The 16,690-nt window shown below is 69.4% G+C and carries 10 protein-coding genes and 2 pseudogenes; 7 read left to right on the top strand and 5 right to left on the bottom strand.

Going from position 1 to position 16,690, the window contains the following annotated elements:
• The first annotated feature begins 160 nt into the window (after positions 1-160).
• Positions 161-5,377, top strand: a complete 5,217-nt coding sequence (locus ORI60_RS40885) for a type I polyketide synthase (protein ID WP_266043379.1) — start codon at positions 161-163, stop codon at positions 5,375-5,377.
• A 116-nt stretch (positions 5,378-5,493) separates the two neighbouring features.
• Here ORI60_RS40885 and ORI60_RS40880 read toward each other — a convergent pair whose 3' ends face one another.
• The gene (locus ORI60_RS40880) at positions 5,494-5,703 is read right to left on the bottom strand and encodes a hypothetical protein (RefSeq protein ID WP_266043378.1); all 210 of its coding nucleotides are present in this window, start codon (positions 5,701-5,703) and stop codon (positions 5,494-5,496) included.
• A gap of 300 nt (positions 5,704-6,003) precedes the next feature.
• Positions 6,004-6,651, bottom strand: coding sequence for an isochorismatase family protein (locus ORI60_RS40875; protein ID WP_266043377.1), 648 nt, complete (start codon positions 6,649-6,651; stop codon positions 6,004-6,006).
• Positions 6,652-6,795: 144 nt separating this feature from the next.
• Here ORI60_RS40875 and ORI60_RS40870 point away from each other — a divergent pair, with 144 nt between their 5' ends.
• On the top strand, positions 6,796-8,727 hold the full coding sequence (locus tag ORI60_RS40870) for an anthranilate synthase family protein (protein ID WP_266043376.1): 1,932 nt from the start codon (positions 6,796-6,798) through the stop codon (positions 8,725-8,727).
• Here the strand turns inward: ORI60_RS40870 and ORI60_RS40865 are convergent.
• Both ORI60_RS40865 and ORI60_RS40860 read right to left on the bottom strand, forming a co-directional pair.
• Positions 8,698-10,233: an FAD-dependent oxidoreductase gene (locus ORI60_RS40865; protein WP_266043375.1), complete on the bottom strand. Its 1,536-nt coding sequence runs from the start codon at positions 10,231-10,233 to the stop codon at positions 8,698-8,700. The genes ORI60_RS40870 and ORI60_RS40865 overlap by 30 nt on opposite strands.
• A 4-nt stretch (positions 10,234-10,237) precedes the next feature.
• Positions 10,238-10,732 carry a PhzA/PhzB family protein gene (locus ORI60_RS40860; RefSeq protein ID WP_266043374.1) on the bottom strand — a complete coding sequence of 165 codons (495 nt, stop codon included), beginning with the start codon at positions 10,730-10,732 and terminating at the stop codon, positions 10,238-10,240.
• 103 nt (positions 10,733-10,835) lie between these two features.
• On the opposite strand from ORI60_RS40860, the gene ORI60_RS40855 reads away from it, so the two are divergent.
• The 5 genes and pseudogenes from ORI60_RS40855 (at position 10,836) to ORI60_RS44850 (ending at position 15,495) form a co-directional block, all read left to right on the top strand.
• Entirely contained in the window at positions 10,836-11,693 is an 858-nt protein-coding gene (locus tag ORI60_RS40855; RefSeq protein ID WP_266043373.1) for a PhzF family phenazine biosynthesis protein, read from the top strand.
• Positions 11,694-12,264: 571 nt separating this feature from the next.
• A complete protein-coding gene (locus ORI60_RS40850; protein WP_266043372.1) occupies positions 12,265-13,110 on the top strand; it encodes a polysaccharide deacetylase family protein in 846 nt (281 codons plus the stop codon).
• A gap of 49 nt (positions 13,111-13,159) precedes the next feature.
• Positions 13,160-13,771: a GNAT family N-acetyltransferase gene (locus ORI60_RS40845; RefSeq protein WP_266043371.1), complete on the top strand. Its 612-nt coding sequence runs from the start codon at positions 13,160-13,162 to the stop codon at positions 13,769-13,771.
• A 45-nt stretch (positions 13,772-13,816) separates the two neighbouring features.
• Positions 13,817-14,767: an LLM class F420-dependent oxidoreductase gene (locus ORI60_RS40840; protein ID WP_266043370.1), complete on the top strand. Its 951-nt coding sequence runs from the start codon at positions 13,817-13,819 to the stop codon at positions 14,765-14,767.
• A gap of 48 nt (positions 14,768-14,815) precedes the next feature.
• A pseudogene (locus tag ORI60_RS44850) lies at positions 14,816-15,495 on the top strand (hypothetical protein).
• Positions 15,496-15,985: 490 nt separating this feature from the next.
• On the opposite strand, the pseudogene ORI60_RS40830 reads toward ORI60_RS44850, so the two are convergent.
• Positions 15,986-16,690 (bottom strand): annotated as a pseudogene (locus ORI60_RS40830) (3-deoxy-7-phosphoheptulonate synthase); the annotation flags it as partial.

Genomic DNA, 16,690 nt, shown 5'->3' with positions numbered 1-16,690 from the left:
CCGTCACGGAATCCGGCACCAACCGGATGCCCGGCCCCACCGGCCCGGCGGCTGATGTCGTCGCGCCGGTGGGCTCCGCGCTCGTCATCATCGCCCGGCCGCATCCGCCCTGCGGCCGGCTCCTGGAGCTGGCCGGGAGATCCCGTGAGGTGGAGGCGGCTTGACCGAAATCTGTGAGGTAGCAATGACGCGTTCGAGTTCTGGTAGCCCTGACAACGACGTCGCCGTCGTGGGTCTGGGCCTGCGGTTGGCTGGTGGCATCTGTGAACCGGCGGACTTCTGGGCCGGCTTGATCGCGGCACGCAGTGAGGTCGGGAACGTTCCCCACGACCGGTGGTCGTCGTATCGGGCACACGGTCCCGCGGCCGCCGCCGCGGTGAACCGGGCCGTCAGCCGCGCCGCGTACTTGGAGGACGCCGCGGGCTTCGATGCCGAGTTCTTCGGTGTCACACCGAAAGAAGCGGTTCTGATGGACCCGCAGCAGCGTCTGATGCTGGAGGTGGTGTGGGAGGCACTGGAACACGCCGGGATTCCGCCTTTGTCGCTCGCCGGTACCAACGCCGCGGTGCTGATCGGTGTGGGTGGTGGTGAGTACGGGCAGATGTTGCTGAGCGATCCTGAGAGGATCGGGCCGTGGAGCAGCATCGGCGGGGCCTACTGCGCTGTCGCGAACCGGGTTTCGTACTTCCTCGACCTGCGTGGTCCGAGCCTGGCGCTGGACTCGGCGTGTTCGTCCTCGCTCGCGGCGGTCCACTTCGGACGGCAGGCGCTGCTCTCCGGCGAGTGCGACGTCGTGATCGCGGGCGGGGTGAACCTGATCGCCGCACCCGCCCAGACCCTGTCGCTAGGAGCATCGGGAGCGCTGGCGGCCGACGGCAGGAGCAAGCCGTTCTCCGCCTCGGCCGACGGGTACGGGCGGGGCGAGGGCGCTGGTGTGGTGGTGCTCAAGAGGCTGGACCACGCCCGGCGCGACGGCGACAATGTCCTGGCCGTGGTTCGCGCCAGCACGGTTCGGCAGGACGGTCGCACGAACGGGATCATGGCGCCCAACGGCATCGCGCAGCAGGAGATGCTCCGGTCCGTCTACGCGCAAGCAGGCATCGATCCGTCCTCTGTGGACTACCTGGAAGCGCACGGCACCGGCACCCCTCTCGGTGATCCGGTGGAGGCGGCCGCGGCCGCGGCCGTCCTCGGGGAAGGCAGGACGCCTGACTCACCCCTGCTCATCGGGTCGGTGAAGGGCAACGTGGGGCACCTCGAGGCGGGTGCCGGAGTGGTCGGCATCATCAAAACGGTGCTGGCCATGCGCGCCGGTGTTCTCCCACCCACGGTCGGAGCGCGGGACGGTGTCAACCCCGCGGTCGAAGCGGAGCGGTCGATCAGGGTGGTGGCCGAGCCGACCCCCTGGCCCGAGATCGCCGGCAAACCGAAGCTGGCCGGTGTGTCCAGCTTCGGCTACGGGGGCACCATCGCGCACGTCTGCCTCGCGGAAGGCGACCCGCTGGAACCGCACGTGGAGCGAGGCATCACCGATGGTCCGTCGCTGCTCGTCCTGTCCGCCGCCACCGAAGAGGCGCTCGCGCCGACGGCGGCGAGGCTCGCGGACGCGCTGGAGGCAGGGGAGCAGGACGTCGAGGCGGTGGCGGCCACGCTGGCGTTGCACAGGTCGCATCTGCCGTGGCGGACCGCCGTGGTCGCCTGTGACCGCGGTGAGGCGGTCGATCGCCTGCGGGCGTGGTCCGCGACCGGGAAGGTGCCGGGAGTGGTGCACGGCCGGGCGACCGAGCAGGCTGCGGGGCCGGTGTTCGTCTTCTCCGGGCACGGTTCGCAGTGGGCGGGCATGGGACGTGAGCTGCTCCGGTCGAACGAGCCGTTCGCGGCCCTGTGCGAGCGGCTCGACCCGATCTTCCGCGAAGAGGCCGGGTACTCGCTGATCACCGAACTCGACGAAGGGGACAGCACGAGGACGGACCGCATCCAGGCGACGTTGTTCGCCATGCACCTGGGCCTCGCCGAGGTGTGGCGGTCCTGGGGCGTCGAACCGGTGGCGGCGCTCGGCCACTCGATGGGGGAGATCGCCGCGGCGGTGACCGCGGGGGTGTGGAGCGCGGAGGACGCTGCCCGGTTCGCCTGTCGTCGTGCGGCACTGCTCGGGACCGTGGCCGGCCGGGGTGCGATGGTCCTGCTCGAGGTGCCGTTCGGGGAGCTGGAAGAACGGCTCGCTGGCGACCCCGCCCTGTCGGCGGCGATCGAACCGGCTCGCGGGTGGTCCGTGCTGGCGGGAGACGCGGCCGCGGTGGAGGAGTGCGCGACCGTGCTGGCCGGTGAGGGCCGCGTGGTCCGCCGCATCGCTTCCGACGTCGCCTTCCACAGCTCGCACATGGACGAGCTCGTCGACGACCTCGGCGTCGCCATGCTCGGGCTGTCGACCGGCGCACCGTCCTTGCGGCTGTACGGCACGATCTTGGACGACCCGCGCTCCGACGCGCCGCGCGATTCCGGTTACTGGCAGCAGAACCTCAGGCGTCCCGTGCGGTTCGCGGCGGGGGTGGAAGCGGCGGTCCAGGACGGACACCGCCACTTCCTGGAGGTCTCACCGCATCCCGTCGTCGTCCACAACATCGCCCAGATCGCGGAGTCGCTGTCCGTTCCCGCGGTCACCGCCGCGCACTCGCTGCGTCGCGCGCAGCCGGCGCTCGCGGAGATGACCGGACAGCTGGGCAGGCTGCACTGTGCCGGAGTCCGGGTCGACTGGCGGGCGCACTGGCCGCGCTCGGCAGCGGTCGCGTTGCCGCGCACGGCTTGGCAGCACGACCGGTACTGGCTTCCCGAAGCGCCCGCCGACCGAGGCACGGGTGGTCACGACCCCCGATCTTTCACCCTGCTCGGTTCCCGGCTGAGTGCCGCGACCGTGCCGCCCTCGGCCGTGTGGCAGACGACCCTGTCGCCCGAGAACAGGCCGTACGACGCTCCGCACACCGTGCACGGCGTCGACATCGTTCCCGCTGCCGTGCTGTTCTGCACCCTCGCCGACGCCCTCGGGGGCGACGCAGACGCGCCGCGCCACCTGCGTGACATCGTGCTGCGCACACCCCTGCCGGCCGAGCAGGACCGCGCCGTCCAGGTCGTCTGCCAGGACGGCAGGGCGGTGCTCTCCTCCCGCCTGCAGGAGGCGTCCGAGGAAACCTCCTGGACCACGCACACCTCCGCTCGAGACGGCGGTGCCGGCACGCTGCGCGCCGACTCGAGCGAGGTGGCCGCGGACCCGGCGGTTCCCGTCGGCTCCGACGAGGTGCTCGACCTGCTCCGGCCGCTGGGCGTGTCGGGACTGGCCTTCGACTGGCAGGTCGACCACCTCCGCCACGACGACGAGGTGGTGCGCGCGACCGTCTCGACGCCCGGTCGGACGCCGCACTGGGCGGTGGTCCTCGACGCCGCCACCACGTTGTCCTCGCTGCCGCTGGCCCGGCAAGGCATCTTCCGCATGCCCGCTTCTGTCGAGTCGGTCGAGTGGACCGGTCCCGCTCCGTCCTCGGTCCACCTGGTCGCCCGGCTGCGCGGCGGCACCGTCGACGTCATCGACCTGGACCTGCGCGGGGACGACGGGCAGTTGGTGGCCAGGGTGACCGGACTCCGGTTCGGCGTTCTCGACGCGGACCAGACGGTGCTCGCCGATCCGAGGACCTTCCTGCACGGGCTGTCCTGGCAGCCGCTGGAGCTCCCAGCCGCCGAGACGCCCGCGGGCGCGGTCACGCTGGTCTCGACCGAACCCTCGGTGACCGCGGAACGGCTCGCGGAACGCCTCGTGCGAGCCGGCCTGCGGTGCACGCTCGTCAAAGCAGCTCAGGACGTCTCCCCGCCCGCGGGCGACGCGCCCCACCACGTGGTGTACCTGGCGCCGTCCGCCGGACCGGGACACGAGTACGACGCCACCGTCCGCCTCCTGACCGAGCTCGTCGACGTGACCCGGTCCGCGGTCGAGGCCGGCCGGCCTGGGACCAGATTGTGGGTCGTCACCCGCGAAGCCCTGGACTGCGAAATCCCGTCCGGACTCACGCACCGGCCCCTGTGGGGAGCGGCGAGGGTGATCGCCTCCGAGCACCCGGAGCTGCGCGGTGGCGTGCTGGACCTGGAGGAAGGCGCCGGTGACGCCGCGTTCGACCTGGTGGCGCATGTCCTCGCCAGTCCCCCCGCCGAGGACTGGCTGGTCATCCGCAACGGCAGGCTGCTCGCCGGTCGCGTCGTGCCCCGTCCGGATCGCGGCCAGACCCCGCCGGTGAGCTTGCGGTCCGACGCCACCTACCTGGTGACCGGCGGTCTCGGAGCCCTCGGCCTGGAGGCGGCGCGGCACCTGGTCTCGCGGGGAGCCCGCCGGCTGGTGCTGACCAGCAGGCGAGGGCTGCCCGTGCGGTCGACCTGGAAAGGGCAGCACGACGAAGCGACCCGGCGCGCCATCAGCGTTGTCGAGGAGCTCGAAAGCCAGGGCGTGACGGTCCTCCCGATCGCCCTCGACGTGACCGACGCCACCGCCGCTCGTGCGGTGCTGACGCCCGATTCCCTCCACATGCCGCCCATCGCGGGCGTGGTCCACACGGCCGGAGCCGTGCACGGCCGCCTAGTGGACGACCTGGACGAGGACTCGATCCGGGAGACGCTGCACGCCAAGGTGCGCGGGGCGCTGGTCCTGCACGAGCTGTTCCCGCCCGGCAGCATCGACGAGATGGTGCTGTTCTCCTCCACCGCACCGCTGGTCGTGCTACCCGGCTGCACCGCCTACGCCGCCGCCAACTCGTTCCTGGACGGCCTGGCCGCACACCGGCGGCACCAAGGCGGGAACACCACCTCCATCGCCTGGACGGTCTGGCGCGACACCGGCATGGGCAAGCTCAGCGCCGACGGACTCCAAAGCATGCAGGCCCAGGGCTTCGGTGACATCACCCCGTCCGAGGCGCTGCGCGTGTGGAACTGCCTGCATACCACAGACGACGGCTACGCGCTGGTGGTCAGGCCGACCACGCCGCCGCCGGGAGGACGCCGCGCGCTGTTCGAACACGTCCGCGACCCCCAGAACGGCGAGCCGCGCGAGGGAACGGCGACCGAGCCGGTCACCCTCCTGCGCGACCTGCCCGCGAACGAGGTGGCCGACGCGGCGATGGCCGTGATCCGCAGCGTGGTGGCGGCCGAAACCGGTGTGCCGGAACACCGGATCGAACCCGAACGGCCGTTCTCCGACATCGGCCTGGACTCGGTCATGGGCATCGCCATCCGGGGGAAGCTCCAGCACAGCACCGGAATCGAGCTACCCGCCGGCATCCTCTGGACCCACCCCACACCGGCGGCCCTGACGCGCTACCTCGCCACGGCGGTGGCACGTTGAGCTCGTGACGGCAGGAGAACGACCTGGAGCCGCATCGAGGTCCGATCCAGTGGGAAAGGCGCCTGCGGCACGATGAGGTGGTCGTGCCGCAGGCCGGAAGCCGCGACGGCCGAGGCTCACAAGCCGGTGACGGCCGAGATCAGCAGCAGGCAACCGAGCGCGACGAACGACAGCGCGGCCGAGACCGCGAGGGCCCGCCACAGGCTGCGGGCGATCAGCAACGGCAACGCCACGGCGAGCGCGCAGGCGACGAACCCGGTGTCGCGGTAGCCGAGCACGAACAGGTGCCACAGGCCTTCCATGCCGGTCCGGGCTTCCCGGCTCACGTCACGCAACCACCGGTTCGTCCTTTCGGGACGGACCAAGTGGAGGGTGCCGGGCGAGGGCCTGAACACCCTTTTGGTACGCCCGAGGCGGACGCGGCCGTCTGTCGGTGCGGTTTTCCACAGTGTGGCCGAAGCCGTCGCGGACCACGATGGAGCTGTTCGGCGGAGCGGGCACCACGATCCCGCTCGACGAGCCCCGTTGCCCGTGAGAAGAGAGAAGCGGCGCATCTGGTTCAACTGTTCCCGCCCGGAAGGCGGTTGTTGGAAAATCGATTCAGGGCGGTGAACGCCGTGAACCGGTCAGGTCGCAGTGGACGAGAGGTCCGCGAGCACTGTGTCGGTTTCTGGAGTCGCTGCGCAGAGCCGGGAAGCGTAGCTGATCGCGAGACGGTGGTACTCCAGCGTGAAGTCCGCGATCGCGTCGGAGACCAGAAAAGGCTGGATGTCGTTGGCGTAGGCGTCCGTCGCCGTGGCCAGGCATCCCACGTGCGCATAAACGCCGCAAATGATGAGCTGATCGCGTTCGCGTTCTGCCAGTTCTTCGAGCAGTGCCGACCCGTGAAAAGCGCTGTACCGCCACTTGGTGAGCACCCGGTCGTCCTTTCCCGGGCTCAAGACGGTGACGATCGCGGCGTCCTCCGGCCCGCTGGTCATGCCGGGACCCCAGATGTCCTTGAGCAGACCTCGCTGCTCAGCGGTCATACGGCCTGGCTGCGCGGTGTACCACACCGGGATGCCGAGCTCGGCGCACCGCCGTCGCAACCGGACGACGTTGTCGAGCAGGTGCGTTCTCGGTGACTGCGCCTCGGGGAAGAAATTGACGAAGAAGTTCTGCATGTCATGAATGAGCAGCGCGGCGCGGTTGGCCGAAGGACGCCAGTCGACGACGTCGCCGGGGAGTTCGCTCCGGTCCGGCATCGAATACGGAGAAATGGTGGGTATGGACACGGTACCTCATTTTAGACAATCCAGCGGTCCGTCAAGCGCACTGGACACCGGTCAGATCCACGAAAGTTTCGGGTGCCAGCATGTTACACCCGATCAGGAGAAGCGCACGGTGTCCTGGATGTGTCGCCGGAATGGAGGGAAGACGTGGATGCGGCTTTCGAGGAACTGATCGGCGGATTGTCGAGCTCGCGTCCGCGGCCGTTCGCGCTGCTGTACCGGCCTGCTCAGGGGAATTTCGTCGAGCTGTTGCGAGGTTCGTCACAAGAAACCGATCTACTGGAAAACATCCCGTTGCGGCCGGAGGAGGACGTCCTCGTGGTCGTTCCGTACCGGCAGCTCGCCGAGGCGGGTCTCCCGTGCATCGACGACGACGCTCCGCTGATCACATTGCGGGTCGTGGACCGAACGCGCGCAAAGCCGGCCGACGCCGTTCTCGCGCTGCCCGACGACGACGTCGAGCTGACCAACGCCGGCTTCGACCTCGACGACCAGGAGTACGCCGAGGTCGTGCGCACGGTGCTGACCGAGAAGATCGGGCGGGGTCACGGCTCCAACTTCGTGGTGAAGCGCACCTTCACCGCGGACCTGCCCGGCTACTCGCTTCGAACCGCGCTGTCGATCTTCTCCCGTCTGCTCACGGCTGAACAGGGAGCGCACTGGACCTTCCTCGTGCACACCGGCGAACGCACGTTCGTCGGTGCCAGTCCGGAACTGCATCTGGGCTCGTCCGCGGGTACCGCCGTGATGAACCCCATCAGCGGCACGTACCGGTATCCCCCGCAGGGCCCGGCTCTGCCGGGGTTGCTCCGGTTCCTGGCCGACGGCAAGGAGATCGACGAGCTGAACATGGTGCTGGACGAGGAGTTGAAGATGATGGCCGCACTGTGCCCGTCAGGTGGCGTGGTGAGCGGTCCGCGGCTGCGGGAGATGACCCGGCTCGCGCACACCGAGTACCTGGTCACCGGACGCAGCGACCTGGACCCCAGGGAGCAGCTGGGTGCGACCATGTTCGCCCCCACGGTCGTCGGGAGCCCGGTGCGGAGCGCCTTCGACGTGATCGCCGGCTGCGAGACCGAGGGGCGTGGCTACTACTCGGGCGTCCTCGCGCTGATCGAGACCGGTCCGGCGGGGGAGGTGGAGGTCGACTCCGCGATCTTCATCCGAGCAGCGGAGATCGATGCGGGCGGGCGGCTGCGCGCCGGCGTCGGCGCCACGCTGGTGCGGCACTCCGATCCGGAGACCGAGGTCGGTGAGACGCACGTCAAGATCGCCGGTCTGCTCTCAGCACTGGGAACCGGCGGCCCTGGCCCGCGGAACGGCTCACCCGTCGCTGTCCAGGGGTTGTCGGGACATCCCGCGGTGGTGCGTGCGCTGTCGCGGCGAGCGGAGCGCCTTTCGGCGTTCTGGCGGCGGCCCCCGGAGGAGCGCAAGGAGGTGAACCTCGTGCTGGCTGGACGCAGGGTGCTCGTGGTGGATGCCGAAGACGGCTTCACGGCGATGCTGTGCGTTCAGCTGTCGGCTCTGGGGCTGGACCCGGTCATCCGCCGGCACAGCGACGTGGTCGACGTGAACGGGTTCGACCTCGTGGTTCTCGGTCCCGGCCCCGGCGACCCGCTCGACCGCGGATGCCCGAGGGTGCGGGCGTTGCGCGCCTGGACCAGAACAGTGCTGAACACCAGGACGCCGCTGCTGTCGGTGTGCCTGAGCCACCAGATCCTCTCGGCGCTGCTGGGCCTGCGTGTCGAGAGGAGGAGAACACCGAGTCAGGGCGAACAGCGTGAGATCACTTTGTTCGGCACCCGGCGTACGGTCGGCTTCTACAACACGTTCAGCGCGGTGTCCACAGCAGACCTGCTGCGCCACCCGCTGCTGGACGGTCCCGTGGAGGTCGTTCGAGATCACCGCACCGGCGAGGTGCACGCGTTGCGCGGGAACACCTTCGCCTCCTTGCAGTTCCACCCCGAATCCGTGCTGACACTGGACGGTCCGGAGATCCTCGGCCACGTCGCGTCGTCGTTGCTGGCGCCACCGGTCCCGGCCCGCTGCTCAGTCGGTGGCCGCGGCGCGGCCGGCTGAGTCGCCGAACGTGAGTGCCTGCCCCAGGGTCGTTCCGGTACCGGGGTACGCCATCCCGAAGGGGCTCGCCGCGGCGTTGCCCGCCGCGTAGAGCCCGGGGACCACCGAACCGTCCACATGTACCACCCGGCCCCGCTCGTCGGTCCTCGGCCCTCCTTTGGTGCCGCCGAGGCCGGCGTGCACCGCGACCGCGTAGTACGGCGGCTCGCTCAACGGCCGCAGGGTGAACTCCCCGCCCGCGCTGTCGTACTCTCCCCGGCCTCGGCCGAACTCCGGGTCCGAACCGGCTTGCGCACTCGCGTTGAAGCGGTCGACGGTGTCGACGAACGTCTCCGGTGGCACGCCCATGAGGTCCGCGAGCCCGGCGGTGGTGGACGCCCGCAGCAACCATCTGGGCTCCGGGTCACCGGGACGCATGGAAACGATGGGATACCGGTCACGGACCTCGGCGTCGAAGACCATCCAGGAGGGATCGGCCTCGAACCGGAAGTCCTGTGCGGAGAAACCGTGCATCGCCCTGCCGACGTCGTTGTAGTTCTGGGCCTCGTTGGTGAACCGGCGCCCGCGCCGGTCGACCATGATCACGCCGGGCCTGGCGCGCTCGGCGAACAACATCCGGTACACGGGCTCTCCGTCGATCTCGTCGCCGGGAACGCGGAGGGCAGGACACCACCACGCCTCGGACATGGTGCCGAGCGCCGCTCCCGCGGCCATCGCCAGCCGCAGCCCGTCACCCCGTGAGCCCGGTGCGCCGATCAGCCCGCGCACCGGAGCGCGCAGGAACGTCCTCACCAGAGCAGGGTCCCGTTCGAAACCGCCGGTGGCCACGACGACCCTGGCCCGGCGGCGTTTTCCGCCGTCGACGACGACGCCGTCGGGCGACCAGTCGGTCACCCTCGTCGAGGTCCGCACGTCGACACCGGCTTCCAGGGCCGCATGCAAGAGCGCGGCGACCATCGCCTGTCCGCCCACCAGCGTCCCGGTGCGCGACCGCTCCCTCACCAGCTCGGGCGTGGCCGCACCGGTGACCATCTCCGTCACGGTCAACGGTGGTCGCCACGGCAACGGGGAGCGCACGAGCGCGGAAACGGAGGAGGGCACCACGAGTGGCAACGGCTCCAGCGACCGCACCCCTCGCCCCATTCCACCGGGTAGCTCCCGATGGCAGTCCGGGTAGGGCAGCGGTTGCCAGCGCAGCGCGGTGGTGGCTTCCAGTCGTTGCGCCACCAGGGGAGCGTTGACGAGGTAGCTTTCCAGAAGTACCCGCGAGATGTCCCCGACGGCGAGCGACTCCAGGTGCAGACGCGCCTGTTCGACGCTGTCCACGGCAGGGCCGCGGACGTCCACATGGTTGCCCGGAATCCACACCGCACCACTCGACAAAGCGGTGGTGCCCCCGACCGTCGACGTCGCCTCGGCGAGCGTCACCTCGGCGCCGGCCGCTCTCGCGGCGAGCGCGGCGGCGAGCCCGGCGGCGCCGGAGCCCAGCACTACGACCTCAACCACGTCTCTACTCCGGGATCCCGCCCCTGGTGACCAGCGGGACCTCGATCCCCAACGCACGCATCTGCTCACACGGGTTCATGAACTCCCGCAGCTCGGTGATCTCACCGTCGCGGAGCTTGAAGGAGTGGAGGAAGTGGTTGCGGTAGATGCCCGGAGGGTAGTCGGGGAACAGGATCCGGCCCTCCCCGTCGCACTCGACCCAGAAGTGGTTCGGGTCCTGGGTCTCGAAGATCTTGACGTTCGTCCACTTCCAGTCGGGGAAACATTCGAGCGACCACGCGGCCATGTCGGCGAGCTTTTCCCGGCCGCGCACCGCAGCCGGCTGCCCGGTGTCCGTCGTCCACAACCCTCCGCGGGCGTCCTCGGCGTACAAGCGGTGCCGTTGCAGCCGGGCCGGCCCTTCGGTCACCCGCAGGTACTCCTCCACCACCGCTCGGTTGCGGCGGCGCAGCTCCACATCGTCTGCGAAGGGGTTCCCGCTGCCGGATCCGTCGGACATGGCCTCTCCTGGGGTGATGGCTTCATCGGTCGTGGTGTGCTGTTCAGCAAGCCCCGCAACGGATCCGGCACGTGCCGGCGGTGCGGTCGGTACTCTCGCGGACATGTACCCGTACGTGATCATGGACGTGTTCACCGGAACTCCTCTGGAGGGCAATCCGGTCGCCGTCCTGCTGTCAGCATCGGGGTTGTCGTCGGCGCAGATGCAGGCGATCGCTGTGGAGACCCACCTCTCCGAGACCACCTTCGTCCTGCCCGCCAGGGGATCCGGGGACGTGCGGGTCCGGATCTTCACCCCGACGTGCGAGCTGCCCTTCGCCGGGCATCCCACGCTGGGGACCGCGATCGCGCTTGCGCACCAGTCCTACCGCGAGTCCCTCGTCATGGAGACCCTCGTGGGCGACATCGAGTTCACCTTCGAGCGCGGAGCCGGCGGGACGGTCTCGGCGAGCATGAAGCAGCCCGTCCCGGTGTGGGAACCCTACGAACACCTGGAGGTCCTCTCGGCAGGGCTGGGAGTTCGTCCGGCGGAGGAGACCGTGTACGCCTACCGGAACGGGCCCCGGCACGTCCTGTTCCCCTTGCGCGACGTCGAGGAACTCTCCAACCTCGCGCCGGACCTGCGAGTGCTCGCGACCCTGCAGGACATGAGCGCCTTCTGCTTCGCGGGGGAGGGGCTGCGGTGGCGAGCGCGGATGTTCTCGCCGGCCTACGGTGTGGCCGAGGACGCGGCAACCGGTTCGGCGGCCGGTCCGCTCGCCGTGCACCTCGCTAGAACCGGCAGGATCTCCTACGGCGACCGCATCGAGATTCGGCAAGGGGTCGAGATGGGACGCTCGTCGACCATGACGGCGACGGCCTGGGGTGCGGGCGCGCACCCCGAGCGCGTTGTGGTGAGCGGGACCGCGGTCCCCGTGGCGCGAGGTGATTTCCTGCTGCAAGGCGACGAACGCACCTCGTGAGCACCTGCTGCGGCGTGGAGCACCGCCACCGGCCATCGGGCGGGTGCCGAGATCGATGGCCGGACGTGCCTGTGCGCTGCCTGCTCCCACTGCTGGCCATCTCCTTTCAGCTGAGACCGGAGCACGTCGCTTGACGACCGGTCGCGGTCTCAAATGGTTCGCCGATCTGATCACGACCGCTGAGGATCCGCGCTGTGGACAACCGCAGTGTCCGCAGTGGAGGTGCTCCGCCCTCCCGCGGCGGTGGATCGTCCCTCCAGCTTCGTTGCGGGAGTTGGGATCTCGTTACCGCTGGTGGAAGTGGATCTTCCTGGTGACGGTCAGCGCCTGTGCCCGGTTCGGCAACAGGACTGCGGGCTTCCGCAGTCCGGACGCCGCCGAGCTGGCTAGCGTCGTTCGCATCCCGGTCGGAGGGTGATCACACCTTCCCGGAGCGGTAGGCGCCTGCCGGCGGTGAGTTCCGGCGGCGAGGTTCGCCGACACCGTGCCGCTCGAGCGAGAAAGGTCCTGAAACTTGCCGAATGCGGGTTCTTCACCTTGGGAATGGGCGGATTGGCAATGGCAAGCCGCGGTGGGCGAAGCGGAGGCGGGCGTCCGGCTCGTCCCGGAGAACTGGCCGGGGAATGCGAGCGTGGCCGTCGCGATCTCGGTCGACGTCGACAACGAGACGTTGCCCCTCTCCCGCGGCGAGACGGGGCCGGGCCTCCTGGCACAAGGCCAGTACGGTGCGCGCGTCGGTCTGCCGCGGGTTCTCGAGACACTTCGCCGGCACTCCGCACCCGCGACGTTCTTCTACCCGGTCGTATCCACCATGCTCGACCCCGCGGGGCTCGCCGCGGTACAGGCCGACGGACACGAGATCGGGCTACACGGCTGGATCCACGAGAAGTGCGGTGAGCTGACCGCGAACCAGGAGCGGGAGCTCGCTCTGCGCAGCGCGGATGCGCTGGAGGCCGCGACCGGTGTTCGGCCGGTGGGCCTGCGGACCCCGTACTGGGACTTCACGGTGCACACGCTGCCGATCATCAAGGAGCTCGGACTCGAGTACGACTCGTCGCTGATGGCCGACGACCAGCCCTACGAACTCGTGCACCGGGGCGAGGCGACCGGGGTGACCGAGGTCCCGGTGTCCTGGATCCGGGACGACGCCCCCTACTTCCCCGACGACGCCCTGGGAAAGCAGGTCCTTGCGCCGCGCGAAGTCCTGCGCATCTGGCAGGACGAGTTCGACGCGGCCCACGCCGAGGGCGGCCTGTTCACCCTCGCGCTCCACCCGCACATCATCGGGCACCGGTCCCGCGTCAAGGTGCTGGACGAGCTGCTGGCGCACATCGCCGCCCACACCGGCGTCTGGTGGGCCACCCATGCCGAGATCGCGCGACACGCGGCGGCGCACCGGACATCCCCGGCGAAGTGATGACCACCCCGACCCCTGTTCCGGACCGAGAGGACATGACACCGTGCCGATGATCGAAGAAGTTCGCCAGGACCAGACCAAGTCCCTGGTCGACGTCTACACCCGAGCCTTCCACGACGACCCCGTGTTCTCCTGGATCTTCCCCGACCCCGAAAGCCGCGAGGAAGCCAATCGGCGGTTCTTCACGGTGATCGTGGAATCGACGTTCGCCGGTGGCGGCCTCGCCCTCCAGATCGAGGACTTCAGCGCCGTCTCGCTGTTCTACCCGCCGTCCGTCCTGCCCAGCGCGGAGGAGCACGCCGAACTCATCGGCCTGCTGGAGGAACGGCTTGGCGACCAAGCCGAGCGGGCGGTGGCGTTTATGAACCTGCTCAACGACAACCACCCGCGAAACGTCCCGCCACACCTCTACGGAACATATCTCTCCGCAGTCCCCGGACGGCAGGGGAAAGGACTTGGGACCAAGCTGAAGAAGGCCCAGTTCGCCCTCGCCGACGGTGCGGACGCGGGCGTGTACGGCGAAGCCAGCTGTCTGCGCAACCTGGCGTTGTACGAGCGGCTCGGCCAGGTGCGGCTGGGCGAGGCGATCACCTTGCGGGGCGGGCCGTCGCTGTACCCGATCTGGCGGCCGCGGGCGAGTGACCGAGCCACGACGTCCTGAGGACGCCGAACGTCTGGACAGTTCGGTGGAACCCGAGGAGGGCACATGAGCCGGTGGGGGATCACCATTCCTTTGCCCGGGACACCTCTCGCACTGCACCGCAGGATCGTCGAGGAGCTCCCGGACCTCGGGTACACCGATGTCTGGACCTCCGAGAAGGCGGCCACCGACGCCTTCACCCCGCTCGCACTGGCCTCCCAGTGGACGGAGCAGCTACGGCTGGGCACCGCGGTGGCGTCCGTCTACACCCGCGGTCCGGCGCTCCTGGCGATGAACGCGGCCACCGTCGCGGGGCTGGCACCCGGCCGGTTCGTGCTGGGGATCGGCGCGTCGTCGAAGGTGATCGTGCAGGGGTGGAACGCCGCGGAGTTCACCACACCTCTCCGCAGGGTTCGCGACACGCTGCGGTTCCTGCGTTCGGCGTTGGGCGGCGAGAAGGTGACCGAGACGTACGAGACGTTCTCGGTCAACGGTTTCCGATTGGAGAACCAGGTGGATCCGGTACCGCCGATCGCGGTGGCCGCCCTTAGGCCGGAAATGCTGCGGCTGGCCGCGAAGGAGGGTGACGGCGCGATCACCAACTGGCTCGCCCCCGGCGACGTGTGCCGGATACGGGAGGAGGTCGGTCACGGTGTGGAGCTGGCGGCCCGAATCTTCGTCTGTCCCACCACCGATAGGGCGCTGGCGCGCCGGCTCGGCCGGCGACTCGTCGCGGGCTACCTGACCGTGCCCGCCTACGCCGCCTTCCAGGACTGGCTCGGACGGGGTGAGGCGCTCAAGCCGATGCACGACGCCTGGAGCCGCGGTGACAGGCGCGAGGCGCTGGAGCTGATCCCCGACGAGGTGGTCGACGACCTCGTCGTGCACGGGGCGCCGGAGGTCTGCCGCGACCGGATACAGTCTTATGTGGACAGTGGTCTGTCGACGCCGATCATCGCCTTGGTCCCGACCGGCGACGATCCCGTCGGCCAGGTCAGGAGCCTGGGACCAGTCTAGCCTCGGTCTTTCAAGGTTGGTTGCCCTGACGTGCTTTGATCTTGTGTCGTGGTGCGCAGGCATGAGCTGACTGATGAGCAGTGGCAGCCGTTGTTGCCGTGGTGTGATCTGCCGGAGTGGTCTGGGCTGTGGAAGACAGTCTGCAACCGGTTCAGGCGCTGGTTGCGCAATGGCGCCCTGATCATGCTTGGTGTTCAAGGTGCGGGCGATCGACGAGCTGGACTGTGAGGTCTCGGTCGATTCCGTCATCGTGCGAGGTCATCGGCACGCGGTTGACGCCTGCCCGCCGCACGTGTGCTCACATAGGGGACGAGCGGGTCGTGTGGCGGGCAGACCGAACCAGATGATCATGCTACTGGCAGGTCTCGGGGCGGTACCTCGACCATGATCCATCCCCCATGCGATGGGCACGGCTGACCACTGGCGACGGTGCACAACGGCGGAAACATCAACGACTGCACCATGTTCGAGACCGTGCTGGCGGGCGTGTGGTCCTCGCCGACATGACCCGGCCGGCCCGCAACGCGCGCCGTGACCAACGCGCCAACCGGGGGCGGGCCGGTGGCTGTCCACCGTTGTTCGATCCGGTGATCTACAAGCGCCGCAACATCGTCGAACGCTGCTTCAACCGACTGCAGCAGTTCCGCGCGATCGCCACCCGCTGTGACAAGATCGCTCTGTCCTGCCAAGTCATCGTCGACCTGGCCACCCCCGCCCTCGGGCTTTGAGGACAGGCCATAGCGCCGCGGCGCGGTGATCGAAGCGCTGTCTGGCTCGGGCGCGTTGGCCATCTTCGGCGGTTGGCTCATATCACGTGACCCAGCTGATCTCGCCAACGCCGGGGCCACCTGCGAGGCCGTCGAGCGGTTCTCCGGACCTCGGTCGTTCCTGTCCCGAGCTGAGCGAATCCGACGACGTTGCGTTACCGGTGCATGGCGGCGCCGCCGCGGCCAGGCTCGCGGCGATCACTCCCATCCGGTCGAGGACGAGGCGTGTCACGTCGAAGTCTGCCGGTGCGCCGACTTCATGTCTTCGGGCGAGCGTTGCTCGGTGGCCGGAGTCGGCCCTGTCGGATGGGATGAAGAACATCGGCGGGCCACTGGTGGTGGCCAGCAAGTGCCGGCGGCCGACCGGTCAGGACGTTCGCCGGTAGGGGTGCTCCTGGTGCAGGCGGAGCGGTTCGGCGACGAGGGCGTCGTACCGGAGACGGAACTCGGTTCGCAGCATCTCGGCGACGAGGAACGCGAGTTCGAGCGATTGCTGCGTGTTCAGGCGCGGGTCGCACGCCGTCTCGTAGCGGCCGGCGAGGTCGTCGTCGGAGATCTCCTGGGCGCCGCCGAGGCACTCGGTGACGTCTTCACCCGTGAGCTCGATGTGGATGCCGCCGGGGTGCGTGCCGAGACGGCGGTGCACCTCGAAGAAGCCCTGGACCTCGTCGACGATGCGGTCGAAGTGCCGGGTCGTGTAGCCGGTCGACGACTCGTGCGTGTTGCCGTGCATCGGGTCGCACTGCCAGATGACCTTGTGGCCGCTGGCCTCGACCTTCTCGACGATGGCGGGGAGCACGTCGCGCACCTTCTGGTTGCCCATGCGCGAGATGAGCGTCAGGCGGCCCGGCTTGTTGTGCGGGTCGAGGCGCTCGACGTACTCGACGGCCATCTCCGGCGTCGTCGTCGGGCCGATCTTGAGACCGATCGGGTTCGCCAGCATCTCGGCGAACGCGATGTGCGCGCCGTCGAGCTGGCGGGTGCGCTCACCGATCCACACGAAGTGCGACGACAGGTCGTACAGCTTGGGCTCGTCGCCCGTCGTGTCGAGGCGCAGCAGCGCGCGCTCGTAGTCGAGCAGCAGCGCCTCGTGCGAGGCGAAGATCTCCGTGCCGTGCAGCGACTGGTCGTTCACGCCGCAGGCGGACATGAACTT

Origin of the sequence: Lentzea sp. NEAU-D7 (assembly GCF_026242055.1) — a bacterium.
In the GTDB taxonomy this organism is placed as follows: domain Bacteria; phylum Actinomycetota; class Actinomycetes; order Mycobacteriales; family Pseudonocardiaceae; genus Lentzea.
This window is presented reverse-complemented; position numbering and strand designations above follow the sequence as displayed.

Coding starts and splice junctions, on each gene's coding strand:
- ORI60_RS40845 (WP_266043371.1), top strand. CDS start 13,160: ATGATCGAAGAAGTTCGCCAGGACCAGACCAAGTCCCTGGTCGACGTC.
- ORI60_RS40855 (WP_266043373.1), top strand. CDS start 10,836: ATGTACCCGTACGTGATCATGGACGTGTTCACCGGAACTCCTCTGGAG.
- ORI60_RS40860 (WP_266043374.1), bottom strand. CDS start 10,732: ATGTCCGACGGATCCGGCAGCGGGAACCCCTTCGCAGACGATGTGGAG.
- ORI60_RS40840 (WP_266043370.1), top strand. CDS start 13,817: ATGAGCCGGTGGGGGATCACCATTCCTTTGCCCGGGACACCTCTCGCA.